The organism is Methanobacterium veterum (assembly GCF_000745485.1).
In the GTDB taxonomy this organism is placed as follows: Archaea; Methanobacteriota; Methanobacteria; order Methanobacteriales; family Methanobacteriaceae; genus Methanobacterium_D; species Methanobacterium_D veterum.
On the sequence record NZ_JQJK01000014.1, the window covers coordinates 144,984 to 166,023 of the forward strand.

Below are 21,040 nucleotides of genomic sequence, written 5' to 3' on the forward strand. Positions count from 1 at the left end.
AAATTACAGGTCTGCCATACTGCGTACAGACCGGACTATCTCATTGAAAAGTTCGTCATTTATGTATTTGCCTTTTTCTCTACTTTTTTTAACCTGGTCAACGATTTTACATAGTTCGTCATTGGTTACTTCGATTCCACATGCGTCAAGCTTCGCTTTAACTGCCCTACAGCCTGAATGTTTTCCAAGGACTATTTTTCTGTGGTGACCAATTAGTTCTGGTAAAAAGGGCTCATATGTAAGTGGTTCTTCGATAACTGCATCTACATGAATTCCTGACTCATGTCTGAACACGTTTCTTCCTACTATTGCTTTGTTATCAGGTACTGAAACACCTGTAAGTTTTTCAACCAGTCTTGAAAGTTCATAGAAATGTTTAATATTGAATCCTAAATCAAGGCCGTAAATAATTCTTAAACTCATTACCAGCTCTTCAAGTGATGTGTTTCCTGCCCTCTCACCTATTCCATTTACAGTAGTTGATGCAGCATTTGCACCACCAAGGAACCCTGAAATGGTGTTTGCAACGGCAAGTCCGAAGTCATTGTGGCAGTGCATTGCTATTCCGGTCTTGATATCTTTTCTTATTTCTTTTACGAGATATTCTGCACCTTGAGGGCTTAATGCACCTACTGTATCAGCTATGTGTATTCTATCAACACCATATTCTTCGGCTCTTTTGTAGGTATCTTTTAAAACGTTTAAATCAGTTCTGGTGGCATCTTCGGCTGAAAATGCTACAAAAACGCCGTGGTCCTTTGCATATTCAACAGCCCCCATACACATATTTAAGACCTCTTCTCTGGTCATGTTAAATTTGTGTTTTAAATGTAGGTCTGAAGTTGCCATGAATGTGATTATACCGTCAACGTCGCAGTCCAGTGCCACATCAATATCTTCTTTTTTGGTCCTTGATAAACAGATTATCTGTGCATCTAAATCTTCATCTACGATTCCTTTAACAGCACGTTGTTCTTCTTCGGAAACTATTGGAAATCCAGCTTCTATTTGATGTATTCCAAGTTCATCAAGTTTTCTTGCAATTTGTAACTTTTCAGAAGGTCTTAAACATACTCCGGGGGTTTGTTCCCCATCTCTCATTGTCGTATCATATATTGTGATATCTTTTGGAAATTTCAAATCTACCGAGTCGTTATAAGGACTGACAAAATATTTCAAAACGTTCCCCACCTTAGTTTATTTTCCGTTTATGCGCTTTGTATTAGTTATAATACCTTAAATGCAATGCATACCTTAAATCGTGCTTTATTTTAATATCTGTATGGTTTAACGATTTTTTACATTACTATTCAAGTTATGAAACTATATTGATATCTAAATTGATCTAAGTAGAATAATAATTGTATATTAAGTTTAGTTTTTTTATCAATTTTACCTTTTTAAGCTATGTACTTTTTGTTTTTAATTTATATAAAATATAGTATTTGCATTTTTTGTGATTATTTATCTATTTTTAATGTATTATTATCCAAATGGCAACCTTAAATGAAATTAAATTGACAAAAAAAGAATAAATTTTGGAAATTACGTGTAATTATTCAGTTTAATATTTATCTTGGTGTTGATATTTTGGGATTTAAATTAATTTTAAGATGTATGCAGTTAATGCAAAATAAATCTATAAAAACAATTTTAGGAGTTTTCAATCTTTATAAACTCCCATAAGTTCCAAATATGATCTTCTCTCAAACCCGTCTTCAATTCCGAGTTTTTTATATATTTGAAATATTTTATCAATTGCTTCTTTAAAATCTTCCCCTTCAACCATTCCTTTTTCTATTTCAACAAATTTTCCAACTTTGTGAACTTTATCAAGTGATATGGTGAACTCCTGAAAGGAATAGGTGGTTCTTTCTTTTTCTACATCTGCAGCAGGTTTAAATCCAAGATTTTCTAAGATTAAACCAGCATTTTTGGAGTCTTCTACGTTAACTTCTATTTCTTTACGTGTTTTACTTACATCATCCAGTTTAGGGCCTTTGTATGTAAGGATTATCTCAGATTTTTCGTTATTTATAGTAGTATTCCTTATTCGCAGTGCTTCATCACTTTTTTCAAAATCCCTGTACTCAGGGTTGTTAAAATAGGTATCTTTCTGGTGTTCTACCATTACTTTTTCAGCACCAATTTCTTTTAACTTTTCCAGAATGCTGTTAAAATCGTTAACATGAGCTTTAGCTTCAACTTCTATCATTAAACCACCATCAATATAATTTTTAATTTACTCTCTAAATTTATAACACCTGATTAATATGGGCTTTATTCTATTATTTTATATGATGTGTCTTATTCTTATTATATGTCCACTTAAAGTGGACAGCTTGAGGAAGGGCATCCTCCGGAATATTCTGAATCAACATTTAGATACTTCTTGTTGTTACCTTGGTATGAATTTAAATATAAAACCTGTTTTTTACTTCCATATCGATACACTGTAATTCCCTTGCACTTAAGTTTGTAGGCCATTAACATAATTTCTTTTACGTCTTCTGGAGAAGCATTATTCGGTAAATTCACGGTTTTTGAAACTGCATTATCCACGTGTTTTTGAAATGCTGCCTGCATTTTCACATGCCACTTGGGGCCTATTTCATGTGCGGTTTGGAATACTCTTTTAATACTTTCGCTAATTTCATCTATATTTTGTATGGACCCTTTTTTAGCAATTTCACTCATTAATTCCTTGCTGTAAAATCCCTCTTTCTTTGCGGTACTTTCAAAGAGTTTATTGACCTCCAGCAGCTTTTCTCCTTCCATTACGTCACGAATAAATGAAACAGCAAACAGCGGCTCGATTCCGCTGGTTGTATCTGCAATTATGCTTATGGTGCCTGTAGGTGCAATAGTAGTCACTGTTGCATTTCTCATAGCTTGAAAACCTTTTTTATCATATATACTCCCTTTAAAATTAGGAAAAGAACCTCTTAATTTCCCTAATTTGGCTGAAGCCTTTTTGGCATGGTATGTAATAAATTTCATTATTTCTTCAGCTGTATCGAGTGCATCCTGTGAATCATAGGGAATTTCAAGCATTATAAGCATTTCTGCAAATCCCATAATTCCCAAACCAATTTTTCTATTTTTAAGGGTTTCAGTTTCTACTTTTGAAATTGGGAAATTATTTACATCAATTACATTATCTAAGAAGTGTACAGCAGTTTCAACTATATTTTTTAACTTATTAAAATCAATTTCGCCCGATTTAACCATTTTTGTCAGGTTTATGGAGCCTAAATTACATGATTCGTAATTTAGAAGCGGTTGCTCGGCGCAGGGGTTGCTAGCTTCTATTATACCTGCATTAGGGATTGTATTTTTCCTGTTTATTTCATCAATAAATATAATTCCGGGATCTCCGCATTTCCATGCTGTATTTACTATGGTGTCAAACACTTTTCCCGCATTCAGCTTTTTAACATGTTTTCCATTTCTTGGATTTATAAGATCATATTCCTCACTATTTGCAGCGGCATTCATGAATTCATCATCAACAGCTGCAGAAATGTTAAAATTAGTTAGAACACCTTTATGTTCCTTTGATTTAATAAATTCAATTATATCTGGATGTCTGATATCCAGTATTCCCATATTTGCCCCTCTTCTCCTTCCGCCCTGTTTTATAACTTCTGTGGCGACATCAAATATTTTCATGAAGGATGTTGGTCCGGATGCAACTCCTTTTGTTGATTTTACAACATCACCTTTAGGCCTTATCTTAGAAAATGAAAATCCAACTCCACCCCCTGACTTGTGAATGAGTGCCATATTTTTTAATGCATTGAAGATGCCGTTTATAGAATCTTCTATGTATATGACAAAACATGCAGAAAGCTGGTTAATGGGTGTACCTGCATTCATCAAAGTTGGTGAATTTGGAAGAAACTCAAGCCGGGACATGGCACGGTAAAATTCTTTTTCTGTTTTAGAAGTATCAGTATCATTATATAAATTATCTGCACTTGCTACTGCTTTTGAAACTCTTTTAAACATTTTTTCTGGAGTTTCAATAATATTTCCATCTTCATCTTTAATTAAATACCTTTTTTGAAGCACCTTAAGTGCATTAAATGAAATTTTTAAATCATTTTTTGATTTGATTTAAGTGCCTCCTTTAGGTGATTGCATACAATAGTAATATATTGATTTTCAATAATATCGTCTTTTCTATAACCAATTGAAATTTTGGTTAAGTGTAAAAATAAGTTGTAGGGGACAATGCTTGGACTAATAAAACTAGAATTGGGTGAATTAAGAATTAACTCAAATTGAAGGTTTAATAAAAATAAATTAATTTTCTAATTATTTACCCATGGGAATGTTCTCTGGAATAATTTTTAAGATAATTTTTTATACTTTTAATCTGTCTCAGGTATTCATCCACAGTATATTCAATAGATTCGTAGGGCGCGATTTTCAAGTCGCGTTCGTCTATTAATTTTCTTTTGTCATTGATTTTGTCTTTCATGGGGCGTTGTTTACTGTAAATGCCCATTACTTTTGAAGAATCTTTTATACCTTTTATTTTTTCTATATAATCTACTCTAATGGCTCTTACATCTATACGGATGTTGTGTCTTATCCGTTCTAAAATTTTTTCTATTTCTTCAAGTGCATCTAAAAGAATCAATGCTTCTTCTATATTTCTGGGAGATACAACCATGCCTTCAATTCCGAGATCTTGAATTTGTTGTTGGTACACTTTTGGGCTTATCATGGTCTTGCCTATAGATATATTTTAATGGGATGTTAAGAAACATATATAAATAGATTTATCTATTATAAATATAGTTAATAAATCTAGTGTAATATTTGGAAGTATCAGTATCAATATCTTATTGAACTATGACGCATTAAATTTAAAAACAAGTGTGATCAATTTTAAAGTAAACTGCATTTTTAGATGATATTTATTTCAAATTAAATCAGTATTGTACTTTTATCTCGATGATTTCTAGATAATTATTACCTAAGATACAAAGACAAATTTTAATGTAGATTTATAAAAAATATAAATCAATGATAATGAATTAAAACCTGGAGGAATGTGCTTGACAGATGTACCAATTAAAGTTGAAAATATTGTAGCTTCTGCAACTCTTGGAAAATCAATTGAACTGCCTAAGGTAGCTCCGGCGCTAGAAGGTGTCGAATATAACCTGGAACAGTTCCCAGGACTTGTTTACAAGCTTAAAGAGCCTAAAACAGCAGCTCTTATATTTGGATCAGGAAAATTAGTATGTACTGGCGCGAAATCTATAGATGATTCAGTAAAAGCTATACATATTACTGTAGACAAAATGAGGAAACTTGATTCAGAAATACCAGAAGAATTTAATATTAAAGTACAGAACATAGTTGCTTCTGCAAATTTAGGAAAAACATTAAACCTTGAAGCAGTAGCATTAGATTTAGAAAATACAGAATACGAACCAGAACAATTTCCAGGTTTAGTTTACAGACTTGAAGACCCTAAAGTTGTATTATTATTGTTCGGTTCTGGAAAAGTAGTATGTACTGGTGCAAAAACCATAGACGATGCTCAGCTCGGCGTTGAAAAAACGAAGGAAAGACTGGGTGAACTGGATTTAATTTAAATCCTTAAAATTTGATTATATATCGGTGATCTTTTGATTAAACTAATAGCCTTTGATCTTGATAATGTCCTTATAGACAGTGAAGCCATAGACGAAATTGGCAAATTAATGGGAATTGAAGACAAAATATCAGAAATAACAAAAAAAGCCATGGAAGGAGAACTGGATTTCGAAACATCAATCAAAGAGAGAGTTGCTTTACTTAAAGGCGCTTCAGTTGATGATATTAAAAAGGCAATCTATGACATTCCTCTAATGGAAGGAGCCAAAGAAACTATTGAAGTGCTTAAAGAAAGAGGATACAAAATTGCAACTATAACCGGTAGTTTTGAAGTCATCGCAAACCGTATGAAAGAAGAATTGAATCTTGATTACGCAGTTTCGAACACTTTACATGAAGAAGACGGTGTCTTAACTGGTGAAGTAAGCGGACCTCTTGTAAATGGTTCTAAAGCAGACGTGTTAACTGATTTGATGAAAAAAGAAGATATATCTGCAGATGAATGCGCAGCGGTTGGCGATGGTGCAAATGATGTTTCCATGCTTGAAATGGTCAAGCTAGGAATAGCTTTTAATGCAAAACCTGTTTTAAGGGAAATTGCAGATGTTGTAATTGAGAAAAAAGATTTGAAAGAATTATTACCTCTATTTGAAGATAATATGGATAATAAAGATAAAGTGGAAGTTCCAGAAACTCCAGTTAAAGAAGAAAGCTTTGATAAATTACTTGCTGAAAAGAGAGAGTATGAAAAGAAATTAAATGGACTCACTAAAGAACGTGATGAGTTAAACAGTGAAGCCCGATCTCAAAGGCAGGTAAGGGATGATTTAAACGCAAGTATTAAAGAAAATCTCAACAAAGCAATTGAGTTTAGAGATAAACGTGATAAAACTAACGTAGAAGTTAAAAAATATAAAACTCTGAGAGACCAGACTAATGATAAACTCAAGAGCATGGAATGGGCGTCTGGAAAACGAGATATAGTAAACATTGAAAAGGAAATTAAACGTCTTGATAAGACCATAGAAACAAAAGTTCTTGATATTAAGAAAGAGAACGAACTGGTTAAAAAGGTCACAGAACTGCAAAAGAAACTTCAAACTATGCAGGAAGACGAGAAGATCCATAGTGAAGCAGTGGAACTTAAAGAACAGTCCGAAACATACCATGCTAAAGTTGTTGAACTTTCAGATGAGGCTCAGTCTACCCACGAACAGATGCTCGAATATTTCCAGAGAATAGACGGGATAAGGAAAAAAGCAGATGAAGCCCATAACACGTTTATTGAAACCAAAAATACCGCTTCCAAAAAACATGAGGAAGTAAGGGAAGTTCTAGGACACATTCGCAAGATAAATAAAAAACTTGATAAAGTCAGGTCTAAAAAGCGAAATAGAGAAAGTGAAGCTACCGCAAAAGAAAATATTAAAGAAAAAGCACATGCTGAAGAAATATATGAAAAGTTCAAAAGCGGTAAAAAGTTAAATAGAGATGAATTAATGCTCTTGCAAAAGCATAATGTTATTTAACTAGCTTATTTTTTTTATTTTTAATTTATTTTACTTTTTAAAATTGAGTTAATTGCTGTATAATTAAATCAGTTATTTTTAAAGGTTAATATTCATTAATAAACTAAAATTAGTCATTTTTACTATTAGTGGGTTAATATTCATTAATGTAAACTAAAATTAGTTATTTTTACTTATAAAAATGTGGGTTACTATTCATTTAATGCAAAATAAAATTAGTTATTAAAATAGAATAGTTTTAAAGGTCAATATTATCATCTAAGTCATCTTCTGGATAATCAGCCAGGTACTCTTTTGGTGATGGTTCAATATCAACCGTTCGCGGATTTCTCCCCATCTCAAGTATAAATTTATTAACACGTTCTATCATGTTTATATACTCTTTCTTGGAGATTTTATATCCTTTAACCATTACATGCTCTGGCATTTTTCCATGTGTCTTTTTATAATCCAGTATAAAACTGACCATTTCCCTGTACTGTTTGAGGTTAAGTCTTTCCATTTGATTTCCTCTATTAAATTGATTGCGACGTGATCATACCATAATTTGTAATAGTTCATGTGTGTAAAATTTTCCAGTTTTTTTACATCTAACATGAACATTTCTAATTTAAAGTTATGTATGGTCAGATAGTTAAGATTGGTTTTATACACTATTAAGGTTTTCGTAAGCTAACTATTGTCTGCTATGGCTTTATATTAAACCATTCCCTTTGGAGGGTCTTGAATTTCTACACTGGCATCTGGATTAAATGGATTAGTCCTTATAGCAAGCGAGAAAAGATAAGGATAGTTTTCCATGAGATGTTCCATGTACTGCAGCCATTCATAAACCAGTAAGCTGTATGCTCTTTCTGTATCTCCTGCAAGATGTTGATAATCTGCTTTAGGGAGATTTGTTAAATCAGTTCTATTTTCAAGTTCTTCAGTTAAATGAAACACTGCCCATAACAGGTCTGTAAATGAGTCATGTTCCAGTAAGTTAGGGTTTGCCAAAAGGCGCAGCATAAACTCCCTGTTTTTAACAAGGAATACTTTTAATTCATGAAGGTAATGTATTGAATCAGGGTTGTTCTCTCCAATATACACATGGAAATTGTAATTTTTGATTCGGTTGCTTGCCTCTAAAAAATCTTTTTTAGTCCATTCATCAGTCATAATCAACTTTTTCCTTATCTTTTCAGTTTTAGAGTCAAATTCTGAAATTCCTGCCAGTAACTCAGTTCCAACTTCACTGAAAAAGGACCCTATGACCATGTTCATTTTTTGAAGTAGATTTCTTTTTTCCCTTTCACCTATTATCCATTCTAAAACAAGAACGATAATAAGGGCTTCTATAGGAATAAACGCTAAATCTATATCTAGATAGAACAAAGTGTCGTGTAAATCTCTAAAAAGTAAGAAATTAGTAATATAAAGAATTGCAGCTAGTATAATTAATGCTATACCTAAACGGACTCTCCAGTTATTCATATACTTCCGTATTTCCATAGTTATCCCCTTCAATTTTTTTTGCCAGTAACAATAGTTATAGGGTTCCTTGCAAGCATCATAGTTCCTCTTTTCATGATACGTCCCTTTGAAATGGATACATCAACTATATCAATATCCATCTGGAATTTCTTCATAGTTTCAACCGCTTCAACAGGGGTTTCAAGTAAAATTGAAGTAACCACTATTTTCCCGTTTTGTGTGAGTTTCTGGTAGCCTTCTTCTATTAAAAGAGGCAAATCTCCACCACTTCCCCCAATCATCAAAATATCAAAGGTTTCAATGTCTTTCAAGGCTTCAAGGGCATCACTATGGATAAAATGTACTTTTTTATCCAGGTTATGTTTTTTAAGGTTTTTTTCTGTTGTATTTAGTGCATCTAAATTTTTATCCACTGCATAAACAAGACGTGACCTTTTAGCAAATTCTAAAGTTAACCCTCCTGTTCCACAGCCTATATCAACTACAATATCATCTGGCGATACCCTTGATTTGCACATAACAAGGCATCTTATTTCTTCTTTGGTTGGTCCAGGTACATCTTTGTGAGTTATAAATTCATCATCCGAAATCATATGAATCATTATTAGATTTTATTAGTTAGGGGTTGTCATTATGCCATCGTTTAAACAGGTGATTATCAATTTCCAGGACATCTAAGATTTTTCCAACAACAAAATTACATAGATCATCAATATTTTCTGGATTATGATAAAAACCAGGCATAGCTGGGAGAATTATGCCTCCTTCCCTGCTTATTTTAAGCATATTTTCGAGGTGAACTGATCTAAGGGGTGTTTCACGAGGTACAATTACTAATTTTCTTCTTTCTTTAAGTACCACATCTGCAGATCTTGTTATGGCATTATTTGCATATCCATTTGCTATTGCAGAAATTGTCTTCATTGTACATGGGGCTATGACCATGGAATTGAATCTAAACGACCCGCTGTTAATAGAAGCTGTAAGATCCTTCGGATCATAAATTATGCCTGTTAATTCTTTTAATTTTTCTTCTTCCATATTAAGTTCATATTTAAGGATTATTTTGGCAGGATCGGTTATTACAAGAGCAGTATCTATATTTAGTTCCTTTAATACCTCAAGAAGCCTTACTCCGTAAATCACACCACTTGCACCTGTAATAGCAACTACAATCATAATTATCACATATTTATATTTTATATATAATTTATAATCAAATTTTTTAATTAGCTAATTTTAAACAGCTAAATATTTGATTTGGACAGTATAAGTATAATAAGTTATTTTATTTCTTGCAATTAATTTATAGCCAATCTTTAATATTTTTTTGCATTGTAAGCTCTAAATAATCCTCGAATGGGAATTTTGAAGCTTTTTCTGCATATTCATCTGGAACATATATGCAGATATCTGCGTAATTAAATCTCATATTTTTGAGGGCGCTCACTAAATTTGATATTTCATTTAATTTTACGCATTCATTCCCAACAGATACCTGGGTTCTCATTTCATTAAAGAAGGGGTATTCTGGGATATCGATTATTGTATACTCCGGATGTGAACCTAAATCTGCAGCGATTTCAAGTTCAATTTTTTTGAGCTTCTTATCTTTGATCTTGAAAACATCCTTTGGTTCTTCTAAATCACTGAGTTTTATGGTAAATACTCTTTTAAACAAATTTCGATTATCTAACCTGTTAATTATGTCTTTAATTTGACCATCATGAGATCTTGCAATTGTAGTAATGTCTGCATCATCATATTTGTAAATGGTATTTGAATTAACTAGATCTGCTTCAAACATCCATTTCATGCATCTTCGAAACATTGAATTTATTATTCTTGTGGTGTGGTGCTGATAGACACTGGGGTACATTAAGTATCTTGCAATGAGAGCGGATTCAGCGGCTTGAATGCCTTTTATTCCAATAACTAGGCTATCTTCGAGTTTCATTGAAGATACGAGTCTTTCAACGTCGATCATCCCATAAGCAACGCCAGTATAGTAAGAATCTCTTACAAGATAGTCCATTCTATCTGCATCCAGCTCACTGCTTATTATATGTCCCAGAGGTCCTTTTCCATGTATTATATCGATTATTTCTTTGGGATCGAACATTTCAGACAGAATATCTGAAATTTCTGATTCTTTAATAACTTTAGATGTTTGGTATTCATGGGGAGTATCGAGAACACCTTCTGATACATGTGAAAATGGGCCGTGTCCTATATCATGTAGAAGTGCACAAGATCGGATCATTTTTTTGGTATGTTCATCTAGCCCAACGCTGTCTGCAATTTTAGATGCAACGTGCATTGTCCCGATGGAATGTTCAAAACGAGAGTGGTTTGCACCTGGATAAACAAGGTAAGTAAATCCTAACTGTTTAATCCGTCTTAAACGCTGAATTTGAGGAGTATCTACCAGTTTAATCTCGAATTCGTCAAGATAAAGGTTTCCATGGACACTATCCCTTATATTTTTCAAATTTAATTTCTCCTTTATAATTAATCCGTGCGTTTAAATCAGTTATTTCTGTAATGGGCTAATGATAAACTGTTGAGCTTATCCTCCAGACATAATGATGTTTTTTCCTTCATCAGTAAATTCTTCTTTTTTAAATTCAAGATCATGTTTTATACGTTCTATTGATTCTTTAAGAGCATCTACTGTTTCGCCTCTGTGTGCTCCAGCTACAACTACAAGTAAAAGGGAGTCTCCAGTGTAAAATTCTCCAACATAATGTACTGCGGCTATTTCGGTTACTCCATGTTTATTTTTAACGTATTCTATGATTTCTTTAAGTTCCTTTTCGGTTTTTTGAATATCGGGGGTACTTAAATTCAACTTTTTAACTTTAGTTTCATTTTCTTTGCCCCTTACTATGCCTTCAAAGGAAAATACTGCCCCACATTCATCAATTTTAGGATTCTTTTTAACCTGATTTATAAGATCAGGAATTGTAACTAATTCTTCATCTTTTTTGATAACCCTTACATTTAGAGCCATGTGATCACCATAAATTCTTAAATTTTTTGTATTAATTCTGAAGCTTCTTTTTTAGATAGATGTTTCATTCTTGAAATTCCATCAATTTCTCCAATAACATTTACAACTGATTTGGGAACAAGTGATTCCCAATCTTCATCTAGAAGTATCCTTCTTCTAACTTCTGTTCCAGAATAAGTTTCACGATTAAACAGTGGCGGTTCTGTGACCTTGTTCCCGGCTTCAATAAAAAGTCTTTGAACCAGTGGATTACCTGAATATATGTATTTGAAGGGAGGTGTTAACATTTTAACATGGGCCACCCAGGTAGAATTGCAAGCTACATCCTGTATGGGTATAATATAATATTTTGATGCATGAATTCCGTTTTCACTAAGTGCCTTTGTAAGCATCATTACCCTTTCACCTGCAGTAAATGGATCCTTTAGGGTATGGCTCAGCTGAGCACTTCCAATACCTATTATGACTTCATCAACTTCTTTGAGAATGCTTTTTATAACTTGAAGATGTCCATTATGAACTGGCTGCATTCTTCCAACAAGTAATCCTCTCAAACAATCACCTGTTTAATTAATCTGTTTTCATGTGCTTTAATATTTTGTTTATATACTGGAAAAATTCAATAGTTTTATTAAAAACTTTTATTATCTAAAACTTTGTTAAGATTCGTTATACACTTGCAAAGTATGTTAAAAAAAGTATTTTTGTATTACTAAAATAATTTAAAATAATGTTTGTGTAACCTATAAAATCTAATTAGCTTGAAATGAAATTAGTTATCAAAGTACATTAGGGCACACAATACAATTAAAGTTAAGTGGTGGCTTTGATTTAAATGGTTATATTCATTGTAAGATGGGACACCAGTTTAATCTGATGTCCTTACTTAACAATTTTAATTTATATCATTTACATTTTTCCCATTGCTTTGCTTATATCTACAGGGGAATTGAATTGTTTATCAGGCATATTTTCTAAAACTTTCAAAACATCCTGATTAGCATGATTTTCCCTTGCTCTTTGAATTAAATCTTGTTTTTGTGCAGGAAAATGAGTCCCCTTTATTGATTTTTCAACCTGTGCTGGGCTTACATTAAACCTTTTCTGCCGCTTTTGTGCCAAAATTTCACCTCCACGCATTGCTATCTCGTGATGAGATAACTTTAAACATGTATTAATTAACTTAATTAAGGAATATTAAATTGGTTTGTTTAAATGCGTTATAGCTTAAATTAGCATGTATAACGTGAGATTAGCTTAAAACATATTTTATCTATTTTCATTTTTGAAATTTGGAATTTAAGTACTTTACTACTTTTATATAAAAAAGTATTACAAATCTGTTCAGCTTAAATTATGATGTATAAATTAGCATAACAATTTAAATCACTTTGTTTAATATTAACTAAAGAAGTGATTCTACAGGTAATATTCTTTTGAGTTAGACTCCGTGAAAGTCATTCAAAAGGCGTTAAAAAAGAGAGATATAATCTTAAAGTTAATAAATAGCTTTGATCAATATTTTCAAACATTTAAATTTGCCCAATGAATGTGTTAAGTCAGAATATTTAACTGAACTGTTTAATTTATTTAAAAAGGTGTAAATGAATGATAAAGGTTGAAAACTTATCCAAGACATATAAAATAGAAAATGGTGGAGAAATCAAAGCATTAAATGATATAAATCTCAATGTTGAGGAAGGTGAGATTGTCGGGATAATTGGAATGAGTGGATCTGGAAAAACTAGTTTACTGCGAATTCTCAGGGGCGTAGAACCATTTGACAGTGGTAAAATAACACTTGATGGTATAGAAGTTTCTCCAGATTCAAGCCCTTACTATTTTGCAAAACTTAAAAAAGCAACTGCAATTCATCTTCAAAGGTCATTTGGTTTATGGGGAGAAACAGCCCTTCAAAATGTCGTAAGGAAATTGGCTGGAGCTAAATATGGTGATGAGTCTTTACAGGATGTGGATGATGCTGTGGCTGAATTTGGAGATCAGGCAAAGGAAATTCTTGAGATTGTAGGTTTAGGTCATAAGATAAATCATTTTGCCCCTGTTTTAAGCGGCGGTGAAAAACAAAGACTTATAATGGCAAGACAGCTTGCAAAAAAGCCAAAAGTTTTATTGCTCGATGAACCTGCTACCATGTCCTGTCCAAGGACCAAACAAGAAATTTTAGACGCTATAAAAAATATAAATAAAGAGTTAGGTGTTACAATAGTTCTTGTATCTCACCTTCCAGAGGTTCACAGATACCTCTCAGATAGACTAGTTTTAATGGAAAACGGGGAAATCATTGATGAAGGTTCTACTGAGGAAATAATTACCAAATTTATGGAGCCAATGGAACCTGCCGAACCATTAGCAGGCCCTGAGAATATAGGTGACTCCATAATAAAAGTAAATGATTTAGACAAGAGATTTTTCCTTTTAAAAGGTGGAAATACTCTTCAAATTAAAGATGTAAACTTTGATATTAAAAAAGGTGAAATTGTATCTTTAATAGGACCAAGTGGAGCTGGGAAAACAGTTTTGCTTCGAATGATAGCGGGGCTTGATGCTCCAGATTCTGGATCTATTCTCTTTAAATTGGACGATAACTGGGTAGATATGCAGGATCTAGGATTGGAAAGAATGAATGTAAGGCGGAAATTAGGATTTATGCACCAGGAATTTGCCCTTACTCATTATGCAACCATCAAGGATCAAATTGCGGCACGTCTTGGAGTTAAAGATGAACATGTTATATCAAAGGCACGTAAAACAGCTGAAGAGCTTGGTATCAGTGATAAAATCCTTGATGTTCTTTATCAGCTCACAGATCTTCCAGAACATGAAGCCAAAGCAAGACTGGAAAAAATTGAGCTTAAACCTGATATTTTAGACCTTCTGTTTCCAAAATTCCCGGATACTGAAGTTAGAAAATATGCCGAGCCTATTTTTAAAGCGCTTGATTTACCTCTTGATATTTTGGACAGGTGTTCCTATGAACTATCTGGGGGCCAAAAGGTTAGAGCTACTTTAGCTTTAGTGTTAACATCTAAACCTGATGTTTTAATCCTGGATGAACCCTTCGGAGATCTCGATCCTATTACACTGCGAATAGTATCTAATTCTCTTAAACGGATAAACAAGGAATTTAACACAACTATTTTGATGGTAAGCCACCATGTGGACTTTATCAGGGAAGTTACAACAAGAGCGATAATGATTGAAGATGGAAAACTTGTTGGTGATGGTGATCCTCAAAAATTATGTGATGAATTCATTAAAACATGCAAAGCTGATTATTTGGCGGAATAATTACTAAATTTGGAATTTAGGTAAATATAGGGTAGTATTTGTTAAATTTCTTAAAAAAACTGAACAGGAATAACTGTGCTTTTGCACACAATCATAAGAAATCAATATATAAATAATCCAAAATTAATACTAATATTACCTATAATGCCTTAATGGACATTTATAGAATGTCCATGATCTTATTTTTTTTAAAAACAGTGAAAATTTCTAGTATGCACCCTGCGAGCAAGTATTTTTTTAAAGTACTTTTCTACCTAAAGTTAGTATCCTCTGGTTATTTTCATGGAATTTTTCTATAATTTTATCCACATTATCTAATAAAAATTTAATTTCAACAATATTTCGGGAGATGGTCAATTCTTTAAAGGTCACTTTTATTGAATTATCAGATATAGAAAAATTATTTCCTTGATTTGATATTGTGTATATTTGGCTTCTTTCCTGTATTTCAATGGAGTCATTTTGAAATGTAATATCAAATAATATACTCTCAAGTGATCCTAATCTGTTTTTAATCTTTTGTTCTAATACTCGGCGTTCATCTATGGTATCTTCATATTCTGGAAACTTAAATTCAATTCCTGTCTCGACTATTCCTTCATTATCCATAAAATCAACTATCCCCTTATTCAACTAATATGTAATGAATTTATATATTTAATATATTAATATATTTTGTTATTATTAATATGGTATTTGAAAAGAGATAAAATGCCGCTGCAAACTGGCTAATATTAAAATAACCCTAATTTCGTTCTTTACTAATTTCATATCTAAATATCTAAAAGTTACCTGGTTTAATGTATATTTTCTTGGTAAAATAAGATCAGATTACCTTTTATAAATTAATTGTATTTGAAAATAAGTTAGCATACTCTTTTTAAAGTGGAATTACATGTTTGGATATAACTAATTTAGTAGCTGTAGATCTATTAAATTAAAACATTTTCGCTCATGTCTTGAATGTTGTGTAAATAATATCGCTTCATTTTCATGTGACTACTGGTTAAATAAATTGCATTTTTTAAGATAAATCCCATATAATCCATTAAAACTGCAATTTAACGTAAAATATAACTCATGCACAGGATCATGAGCGAACATTTTTATAATTACTACAAAGATGTAGCATCTGTTATATGTGAAATTATTTTAACATAATCCTCCTCTGACTTGGATGTAGGTAATTGCAAATTATCTAAATATTTAATGCAAAATAATAAATCATTTGACTTATAAAATATAGATCATAATGAATAGCAGTGATTAACCATTAAATAAGAAATTTTTATTTAAGTAATATATTAAAAGGTGATTGAATGAGCTTTGAAGAAATAGGCACGGAAAATGCATATAAAGTATTAGCACCTCGTCCTACAATTATTGTAACAACCATAAATAAGAAAGGTGAAGTAAATGCTGCTCCGTTTTCTTTTACGATGCCAGTTTCAATGGATCCTCCACTAATTGCTTTTGCATCAGTTGCAAGCCATCATACCTATAAAAATATAGTGGAAGTTGATGAGTTTGTGGTAAATATTCCAAATGAAGATATTTTAAATAAATTGTGGATAACTGGTGAAAAGTTCCCATACGGTGTAAATGAAATAGAAAAGGCAGGTCTTACTTCAAAACCTTCTAGAAAAGTTTCACCACCTGGAATCGAGGAGTGTGTCGCATGCATTGAGTGTAAAGTGCACTGGATTAAAAATGCGGGAGATCATAATATTATCGTGGGAGAAGTCTTAAATGTCAGTGCTAAGGAAAATTCCTTAAAAGAGGGTAATTTTGACGTTGAAAAGATAAAACCAGTTTTACATGTTGGTGGAGTGAATTTTGTAGTTGGAGATCACCTCAAGAGAGTTGAATAGTATTTACAGTTATCATCTATTGTGTAAGGAGTGTATTAAATGTTTAAAACGATATTGGTTCCAACAGACGGTTCTGAATATGCAGGAAGGGCTGAAGATATAGCAATTTCCATGGCAAATAAGTACAATGCAAGAATAGTTGGGGTCTATGTAATTGATGAAAAGCTTATTTATCCCTATGATGTTCTTGAAGATGAAGGTAAGACAATATTAAAAAAATTAAGCGAAAAAGCTAAAAAAGAAGACGTAGTTGTTGATGAAATCCTCGTATTTGGAGATCCGCGTAAGGATATACCTACTATAACCCGAAGGATGGAAGCAGACATTGTTGTTATTGGAACCCATGGAAAAAAGGGTTTAGAAAAGCTAATACTGGGCAGCGTAGCTGAAAGTATTTTAAAATCTGTAGAAGCGCCTGTAATGCTTGTTAAATAATTTTAATTTGTTTATAATTATTTTTTTTATTTTTTGATGTCATATATTGCTTTGATTCTTAATTATTTTTTAAATCTTTGTTAGTGTTTATTTGTTTAAATGTTATGGGTAGGAGATTAAAAGTGATTTTAATTCATATTGTTTGTATGGATGGTTAATGTGAGATTGAGTTTGTAAAAATGTATTTTTTGTGGCTTATGATTTCATGTTATTGGTAATGAGATTAGGAGATGCGGAAATTTATTTTTCGTGGATTCTGATTGGATATTGGTGGAATTTATAGGATTGTAGGATTGTGGAGCTTGCAAATCCCTAAAAAATCTACGATTTTTTGGGCAAAGAAAAATGCTATGCATTTTTCTCCAGCTTCCGATTTGCGGTGTCAAAACTGAAAGTTTTGACAACCTGCGAAAACGTAGTTTTCGCGGCTACCAATCGAATACTAGATCTATGATCAATGAGATTGTGAAGCCGTGAGGCTTCCAATCGAATATTGGTGAGGACTATGAGATTGTGGAGCCTGCAAACATTTCATGTTTGCGGCCTGCAAAATTCTACGAATTTTGCGGTTCAGGAAAACCCATGGTTTTCCTTCAACGTCAGAACTGTAAGTTCTGACAGCCTGCAAAAAATTATATTTTTTGCGACCCATAGTCTCATGCATCGGTGATTACATGAGACTATGGAGTTTGCATCCTGAATACCTCGATGTCAAGGGCCTTGTCGCACTTTGGAGAGAAGGAATAATGGCCCGTAATGTCCTTAATGGAAAGACTGAAGGTTATAGAAACCATCCTCAACTTGAGAGGTTTAAAAAACAGTATGATCCGGTACTTGCCATTGATACTTACTTATTACATGTTTATAATGAATCTAAAAGAAGAAATTATAATTTTAAGAGGGATAGAATTGGAATTAAATTTGTAGATTCTAAAATTGAAGTAACTGATGGGCAAATGCTTTATGAGTTTAAACATTTAAAAAGAAAACTCAAGATAAGGGATCCTGAAAGATATGATGTATTGATGAATTTAGATTTTCCCAGATCAAATCCGGTTTTTAAAGTAGTAACAGGAGATATAGAATCGTGGGAAAGACCATATTGACAGTTATTTTATCAGCTTGTGCAGTACATCTTGAAACCCATTAAAACTTAATTAAGTCCTTTTTAAATAGAATTTAGGTGTTCAATGCCTTTGATAATGAATTTAATCTCTTAAAAATGAATAAATAATTAAATTTGGAAGATTTATAAATATTAAAAAACAAAAATAAAGTATAAGAAATTAAAATTAAGTTTTTTGGGAGGTATAAAAGGAGGATTTAGTAAATGAGATATAGATGTAAAGTCTGTGGGTATATTTATGATCCGGAAGTAGGTGAACCTAGAACAGGAACACCTCCAGGTACAGCATTCGATGATTTACCTGAGCTGTGGCGCTGTCCAAAATGTGGGGCAGGTAAAATTCGTTTTATGATGATAAGGTAACAGTTAGAAAGATTTAAAAGGTTGATTCAATGGCAAGCAGATATAAATGTAATGTATGCGGTTATATATACGACCCTGAAAAGGGTGAAACTAAAACAAAAACAGATCCTGGTACAGCATTTGATGATCTACCGGATTTATGGCGCTGTCCTAGCTGTGGGGCAGGTAAAATTAGATTTGTTGAAATTAAGTAACTTACGAAAAATTTAAAATAAATAAGGCTCATATTTAAATCGTTTAAGTAATTTCAAATACAAAAAATCTTTTGGAGGCTGAAAAATGAAAAAATACATGTGTACCGCTTGTGGTTACATATACGACCCCGAAGAAGGCGATTCCATATCTGGAATAGACGCAGGTACTCCTTTTGAAGATTTACCTGATGACTGGCTTTGCCCAATGTGTGGAGTCGGAAAAGATCAGTTTGAACCTGTTGATTAAGATGACATCCCGAGTACTTAAACCTGGAATATATGCAGTAGGTGCTATAGATTGGGACAGGAGAATATTTGATGAAATTATCTCTCTTCCAAAAGGTACAACATATAATTCCTATTTAATACAGGGAAGCGAAAAAACAGCATTATTAGACACAGTGGACCCAACTAAAATAGGGGAATTGGTAAGCAATCTCCAGGAACTTAATGTAAACATTGATTACATCATATCTCATCACGCAGAACAGGACCATTCCGGGTCAATACCCGGAATTCTTGAAATTTATCCAGATGCAGACATTATAACTAACCCAAAATGCAAAGAAATGCTTAAAGACCTACTTTTAATTCCCGATGAGAAGTTCATAACTATTGAAGATGGAGAGACACTTTCACTTGGAGATAAAACCCTTAAATTTATTTATACTCCGTGGGTGCACTGGCCTGAAACTATGTCTACATATCTTGAGGAAGATAAAATCTTATTTTCATGTGATTTCTTTGGTTCACATCTTGCAGAAAGCAATCCTTTTGTAACTGATGAAGCTTTAACTTACCTGGCTGCAAAGAGATATTATGCAGAGATAATGATGCCATTTCGGATGTTTATCCAGAAGAACATGGAAAAACTTAAGGATATTCCTGTTGAAATAGTGGCACCAAGCCATGGTCCAGTTTATAAAAAGCCGGAACTTATTTTTGAAGCTTATAAAAAATGGATATCTGATGAAACTAAAAATGAGGTAGTTATCCCTTATGTATCCATGCACGGCAGCACCAAGGAAATAGTGTATTATCTAATAGATATCCTGGTTAAAAATGGCATAACTGTTAAACCTTTTAATTTAACAACTTCTGATATTGGTGAATTAGCTACATCTCTTGTAGATGCATCAACTCTCATAATTGCCACTCCAACTGTTTTAACAGGCCCACATCCAAGTGCAGTTTATGCTGCATATCTTGCAAATGCACTGCGGCCTAAGTTAAAATTTGTATCTATAATAGGCTCCTATGGATGGGGTGGAAGAACAGTTGAACTACTTAAAGGAGCTTTAACTAATATAAGGGCCGAAGTTATTGATCCAGTCATTGTCAAGGGATTTCCAAAGGAAGAGGACTTCAAAAAAATAGATGCACTTGCAGAAGAAATTATTAAAAAACATAAAGAGAAGGGTTTATTATAAATTTGAGTAGTGGAGTGATTGAATGATTAAAGAAAATGTTTTAAATGCTTTAAACTATCAATTGAATGCTGAACTTTACTCGGCATATCTTTATTTATCAATGGAAGCATATTTTGAATCGGTTGAACTGGCTGGTTTTGGAAACTGGATGAGGGTTCAGGCACAGGAAGAAATGACCCATGCAATGAAATTTTATGATTACATTGTACAGAGGGGAGAAAGGGTGATATTATCTTCTATAGAAGAACCTCCATCACAGTGGGAATCTCCTAAAGCAGCATTTGAACATGTTTACAAACATGAACAGAAGGTTACAGGTTTGATAAATGCGTTGGTAGATTTAGCAATGTCTGAAAGTGATCATGCGACAAATAACTTCCTGCAGTGGTTTGTGGCAGAACAGGTTGAAGAAGAAGAATCAGCCAATGCGGTACTTCAAAAAGTTAAACTCACAGGTGAGTCTGCAAGCAGTTTATTCATGCTTGACAGTGAACTTGGACAGAGGGTATTCACGCCTCCTGCAACAACTAAAGGGTAGTATTTTTTCCATATTTTCTTTTTCAGTTTGATTTTTAAAAAAATTTTTAAATACATTTTATTATTTTAAGTGCAGGGAATGTTCATTTTTAAGTTTATTCTCTCTAAATTTAGCTGTAATGGAATTATAATCTTTAAATTTAA

Annotated in this window: 25 protein-coding genes; 12 read left to right on the top strand and 13 right to left on the bottom strand. The window is 32.7% G+C overall.

The features are described 5' to 3' along the window. Positions 1–3: 3 nt before the first annotated feature. From EJ01_RS06660 to EJ01_RS06675, 4 genes are all read right to left on the bottom strand, one after another. The gene (locus tag EJ01_RS06660; protein ID WP_048081195.1) at positions 4–1,179 is read right to left on the bottom strand and encodes a homocitrate synthase family protein; all 1,176 of its coding nucleotides are present in this window, start codon (positions 1,177–1,179) and stop codon (positions 4–6) included. Between the two features lie 484 nt (positions 1,180–1,663). Then, positions 1,664–2,215 carry a class IV adenylate cyclase gene (gene cyaB / locus EJ01_RS06665; RefSeq protein WP_048081194.1) on the bottom strand — a complete coding sequence of 184 codons (552 nt, stop codon included), beginning with the start codon at positions 2,213–2,215 and terminating at the stop codon, positions 1,664–1,666. A gap of 113 nt (positions 2,216–2,328) precedes the next feature. Further along, positions 2,329–4,119: an adenosylcobalamin-dependent ribonucleoside-diphosphate reductase gene (locus EJ01_RS06670; RefSeq protein WP_048081193.1), complete on the bottom strand. Its 1,791-nt coding sequence runs from the start codon at positions 4,117–4,119 to the stop codon at positions 2,329–2,331. A gap of 205 nt (positions 4,120–4,324) precedes the next feature. Beyond that, complete coding sequence (locus EJ01_RS06675) at positions 4,325–4,735, bottom strand: hypothetical protein (protein WP_048081192.1); 411 nt, start codon at positions 4,733–4,735, stop codon at positions 4,325–4,327. 334 nt (positions 4,736–5,069) lie between these two features. On the opposite strand from EJ01_RS06675, the gene EJ01_RS06680 reads away from it, so the two are divergent. Then, positions 5,070–5,615 (top strand): TATA-box-binding protein, encoded by a 546-nt coding sequence (locus tag EJ01_RS06680; protein WP_048081191.1) that lies wholly within the window; start codon positions 5,070–5,072, stop codon positions 5,613–5,615. Between the two features lie 33 nt (positions 5,616–5,648). Further along, positions 5,649–7,145, top strand: a complete 1,497-nt coding sequence (serB, locus tag EJ01_RS06685; RefSeq protein WP_048081190.1) for a phosphoserine phosphatase SerB — start codon at positions 5,649–5,651, stop codon at positions 7,143–7,145. A 238-nt stretch (positions 7,146–7,383) separates the two neighbouring features. Here serB and EJ01_RS06690 read toward each other — a convergent pair whose 3' ends face one another. The 8 genes from EJ01_RS06690 to EJ01_RS06725 form a co-directional block, all read right to left on the bottom strand. Next, positions 7,384–7,647: a pseudomurein-binding repeat-containing protein gene (locus EJ01_RS06690; RefSeq protein WP_048081189.1), complete on the bottom strand. Its 264-nt coding sequence runs from the start codon at positions 7,645–7,647 to the stop codon at positions 7,384–7,386. 197 nt (positions 7,648–7,844) lie between these two features. After that, the gene (locus EJ01_RS06695; RefSeq protein WP_048081188.1) at positions 7,845–8,636 is read right to left on the bottom strand and encodes a hypothetical protein; all 792 of its coding nucleotides are present in this window, start codon (positions 8,634–8,636) and stop codon (positions 7,845–7,847) included. A gap of 11 nt (positions 8,637–8,647) precedes the next feature. Further along, entirely contained in the window at positions 8,648–9,211 is a 564-nt protein-coding gene (cbiT, locus tag EJ01_RS06700; protein ID WP_048081187.1) for a precorrin-6Y C5,15-methyltransferase (decarboxylating) subunit CbiT, read from the bottom strand. Between the two features lie 25 nt (positions 9,212–9,236). Then, positions 9,237–9,797: a UbiX family flavin prenyltransferase gene (locus EJ01_RS06705; protein WP_048081186.1), complete on the bottom strand. Its 561-nt coding sequence runs from the start codon at positions 9,795–9,797 to the stop codon at positions 9,237–9,239. Between the two features lie 127 nt (positions 9,798–9,924). Then, on the bottom strand, positions 9,925–11,109 hold the full coding sequence (locus tag EJ01_RS06710; RefSeq protein ID WP_157197571.1) for an HD domain-containing protein: 1,185 nt from the start codon (positions 11,107–11,109) through the stop codon (positions 9,925–9,927). Between the two features lie 78 nt (positions 11,110–11,187). Next, complete coding sequence (locus tag EJ01_RS06715; RefSeq protein ID WP_048081184.1) at positions 11,188–11,631, bottom strand: molybdopterin synthase catalytic subunit; 444 nt, start codon at positions 11,629–11,631, stop codon at positions 11,188–11,190. A gap of 17 nt (positions 11,632–11,648) precedes the next feature. After that, entirely contained in the window at positions 11,649–12,185 is a 537-nt protein-coding gene (locus tag EJ01_RS06720; RefSeq protein ID WP_048081183.1) for a nicotinamide-nucleotide adenylyltransferase, read from the bottom strand. A gap of 355 nt (positions 12,186–12,540) precedes the next feature. Beyond that, the gene (locus EJ01_RS06725) at positions 12,541–12,753 is read right to left on the bottom strand and encodes a DUF2795 domain-containing protein (protein ID WP_169740444.1); all 213 of its coding nucleotides are present in this window, start codon (positions 12,751–12,753) and stop codon (positions 12,541–12,543) included. A gap of 486 nt (positions 12,754–13,239) precedes the next feature. Here EJ01_RS06725 and EJ01_RS06730 point away from each other — a divergent pair, with 486 nt between their 5' ends. Next, positions 13,240–14,940 carry an ABC transporter ATP-binding protein gene (locus EJ01_RS06730; protein ID WP_048081181.1) on the top strand — a complete coding sequence of 567 codons (1,701 nt, stop codon included), beginning with the start codon at positions 13,240–13,242 and terminating at the stop codon, positions 14,938–14,940. 237 nt (positions 14,941–15,177) lie between these two features. On the opposite strand, the gene EJ01_RS06735 is transcribed toward EJ01_RS06730, so the two are convergent. After that, a complete protein-coding gene (locus tag EJ01_RS06735; RefSeq protein ID WP_048081180.1) occupies positions 15,178–15,549 on the bottom strand; it encodes a hypothetical protein in 372 nt (123 codons plus the stop codon). A gap of 710 nt (positions 15,550–16,259) precedes the next feature. On the opposite strand from EJ01_RS06735, the gene EJ01_RS06740 reads away from it, so the two are divergent. The 9 genes from EJ01_RS06740 to EJ01_RS06770 all read left to right on the top strand — a co-directional run bounded on the left by EJ01_RS06740 (position 16,260) and on the right by EJ01_RS06770 (position 20,897). Then, on the top strand, positions 16,260–16,811 hold the full coding sequence (locus tag EJ01_RS06740; RefSeq protein ID WP_048081179.1) for a flavin reductase family protein: 552 nt from the start codon (positions 16,260–16,262) through the stop codon (positions 16,809–16,811). A 39-nt stretch (positions 16,812–16,850) separates the two neighbouring features. Further along, the gene (locus EJ01_RS06745; protein ID WP_048081178.1) at positions 16,851–17,246 is read left to right on the top strand and encodes a universal stress protein; all 396 of its coding nucleotides are present in this window, start codon (positions 16,851–16,853) and stop codon (positions 17,244–17,246) included. 505 nt (positions 17,247–17,751) lie between these two features. Continuing rightward, positions 17,752–17,916 carry a hypothetical protein gene (locus tag EJ01_RS17240; protein ID WP_157197570.1) on the top strand — a complete coding sequence of 55 codons (165 nt, stop codon included), beginning with the start codon at positions 17,752–17,754 and terminating at the stop codon, positions 17,914–17,916. 4 nt (positions 17,917–17,920) lie between these two features. After that, positions 17,921–18,352, top strand: coding sequence for a pyrimidine dimer DNA glycosylase/endonuclease V (locus EJ01_RS06750; RefSeq protein WP_048081177.1), 432 nt, complete (start codon positions 17,921–17,923; stop codon positions 18,350–18,352). A gap of 224 nt (positions 18,353–18,576) precedes the next feature. Next, the gene (locus tag EJ01_RS06755; protein ID WP_048081176.1) at positions 18,577–18,735 is read left to right on the top strand and encodes a rubredoxin; all 159 of its coding nucleotides are present in this window, start codon (positions 18,577–18,579) and stop codon (positions 18,733–18,735) included. A 29-nt stretch (positions 18,736–18,764) separates the two neighbouring features. Beyond that, the gene (locus tag EJ01_RS06760; RefSeq protein WP_048081175.1) at positions 18,765–18,929 is read left to right on the top strand and encodes a rubredoxin; all 165 of its coding nucleotides are present in this window, start codon (positions 18,765–18,767) and stop codon (positions 18,927–18,929) included. A gap of 85 nt (positions 18,930–19,014) precedes the next feature. After that, complete coding sequence (gene rd / locus EJ01_RS16935) at positions 19,015–19,176, top strand: rubredoxin (RefSeq protein ID WP_084689168.1); 162 nt, start codon at positions 19,015–19,017, stop codon at positions 19,174–19,176. A 1-nt stretch (position 19,177) separates the two neighbouring features. Next, positions 19,178–20,359 carry an FprA family A-type flavoprotein gene (locus EJ01_RS06765; RefSeq protein ID WP_048081174.1) on the top strand — a complete coding sequence of 394 codons (1,182 nt, stop codon included), beginning with the start codon at positions 19,178–19,180 and terminating at the stop codon, positions 20,357–20,359. 22 nt (positions 20,360–20,381) lie between these two features. Further along, positions 20,382–20,897, top strand: coding sequence for a ferritin (locus EJ01_RS06770; protein WP_048081173.1), 516 nt, complete (start codon positions 20,382–20,384; stop codon positions 20,895–20,897). The last annotated feature ends 143 nt before the right edge of the window (positions 20,898–21,040 follow it).

Bases quoted from the DNA above. Each gene is read 5' to 3' on its own strand.
- EJ01_RS06765 (WP_048081174.1), top strand. From the start codon at position 19,178: ATGACATCCCGAGTACTTAAACCTGGAATATATGCAGTAGGTGCTATA.
- EJ01_RS06745 (WP_048081178.1), top strand. From the start codon at position 16,851: ATGTTTAAAACGATATTGGTTCCAACAGACGGTTCTGAATATGCAGGA.
- EJ01_RS06675 (WP_048081192.1), bottom strand. From the start codon at position 4,735: ATGATAAGCCCAAAAGTGTACCAACAACAAATTCAAGATCTCGGAATT.
- EJ01_RS17240 (WP_157197570.1), top strand. From the start codon at position 17,752: ATGAGATTGTGGAGCCTGCAAACATTTCATGTTTGCGGCCTGCAAAAT.
- EJ01_RS06750 (WP_048081177.1), top strand. From the start codon at position 17,921: ATGAGACTATGGAGTTTGCATCCTGAATACCTCGATGTCAAGGGCCTT.
- EJ01_RS06760 (WP_048081175.1), top strand. From the start codon at position 18,765: ATGGCAAGCAGATATAAATGTAATGTATGCGGTTATATATACGACCCT.
- rd (WP_084689168.1), top strand. From the start codon at position 19,015: ATGAAAAAATACATGTGTACCGCTTGTGGTTACATATACGACCCCGAA.
- EJ01_RS06755 (WP_048081176.1), top strand. From the start codon at position 18,577: ATGAGATATAGATGTAAAGTCTGTGGGTATATTTATGATCCGGAAGTA.
- EJ01_RS06740 (WP_048081179.1), top strand. From the start codon at position 16,260: ATGAGCTTTGAAGAAATAGGCACGGAAAATGCATATAAAGTATTAGCA.
- cyaB (WP_048081194.1), bottom strand. From the start codon at position 2,215: ATGATAGAAGTTGAAGCTAAAGCTCATGTTAACGATTTTAACAGCATT.
- EJ01_RS06715 (WP_048081184.1), bottom strand. From the start codon at position 11,631: ATGGCTCTAAATGTAAGGGTTATCAAAAAAGATGAAGAATTAGTTACA.
- EJ01_RS06705 (WP_048081186.1), bottom strand. From the start codon at position 9,797: ATGATTGTAGTTGCTATTACAGGTGCAAGTGGTGTGATTTACGGAGTA.
- EJ01_RS06730 (WP_048081181.1), top strand. From the start codon at position 13,240: ATGATAAAGGTTGAAAACTTATCCAAGACATATAAAATAGAAAATGGT.
- EJ01_RS06770 (WP_048081173.1), top strand. From the start codon at position 20,382: ATGATTAAAGAAAATGTTTTAAATGCTTTAAACTATCAATTGAATGCT.
- EJ01_RS06690 (WP_048081189.1), bottom strand. From the start codon at position 7,647: ATGGAAAGACTTAACCTCAAACAGTACAGGGAAATGGTCAGTTTTATA.
- cbiT (WP_048081187.1), bottom strand. From the start codon at position 9,211: ATGATTTCGGATGATGAATTTATAACTCACAAAGATGTACCTGGACCA.
- EJ01_RS06735 (WP_048081180.1), bottom strand. From the start codon at position 15,549: ATGGATAATGAAGGAATAGTCGAGACAGGAATTGAATTTAAGTTTCCA.
- EJ01_RS06695 (WP_048081188.1), bottom strand. From the start codon at position 8,636: ATGGAAATACGGAAGTATATGAATAACTGGAGAGTCCGTTTAGGTATA.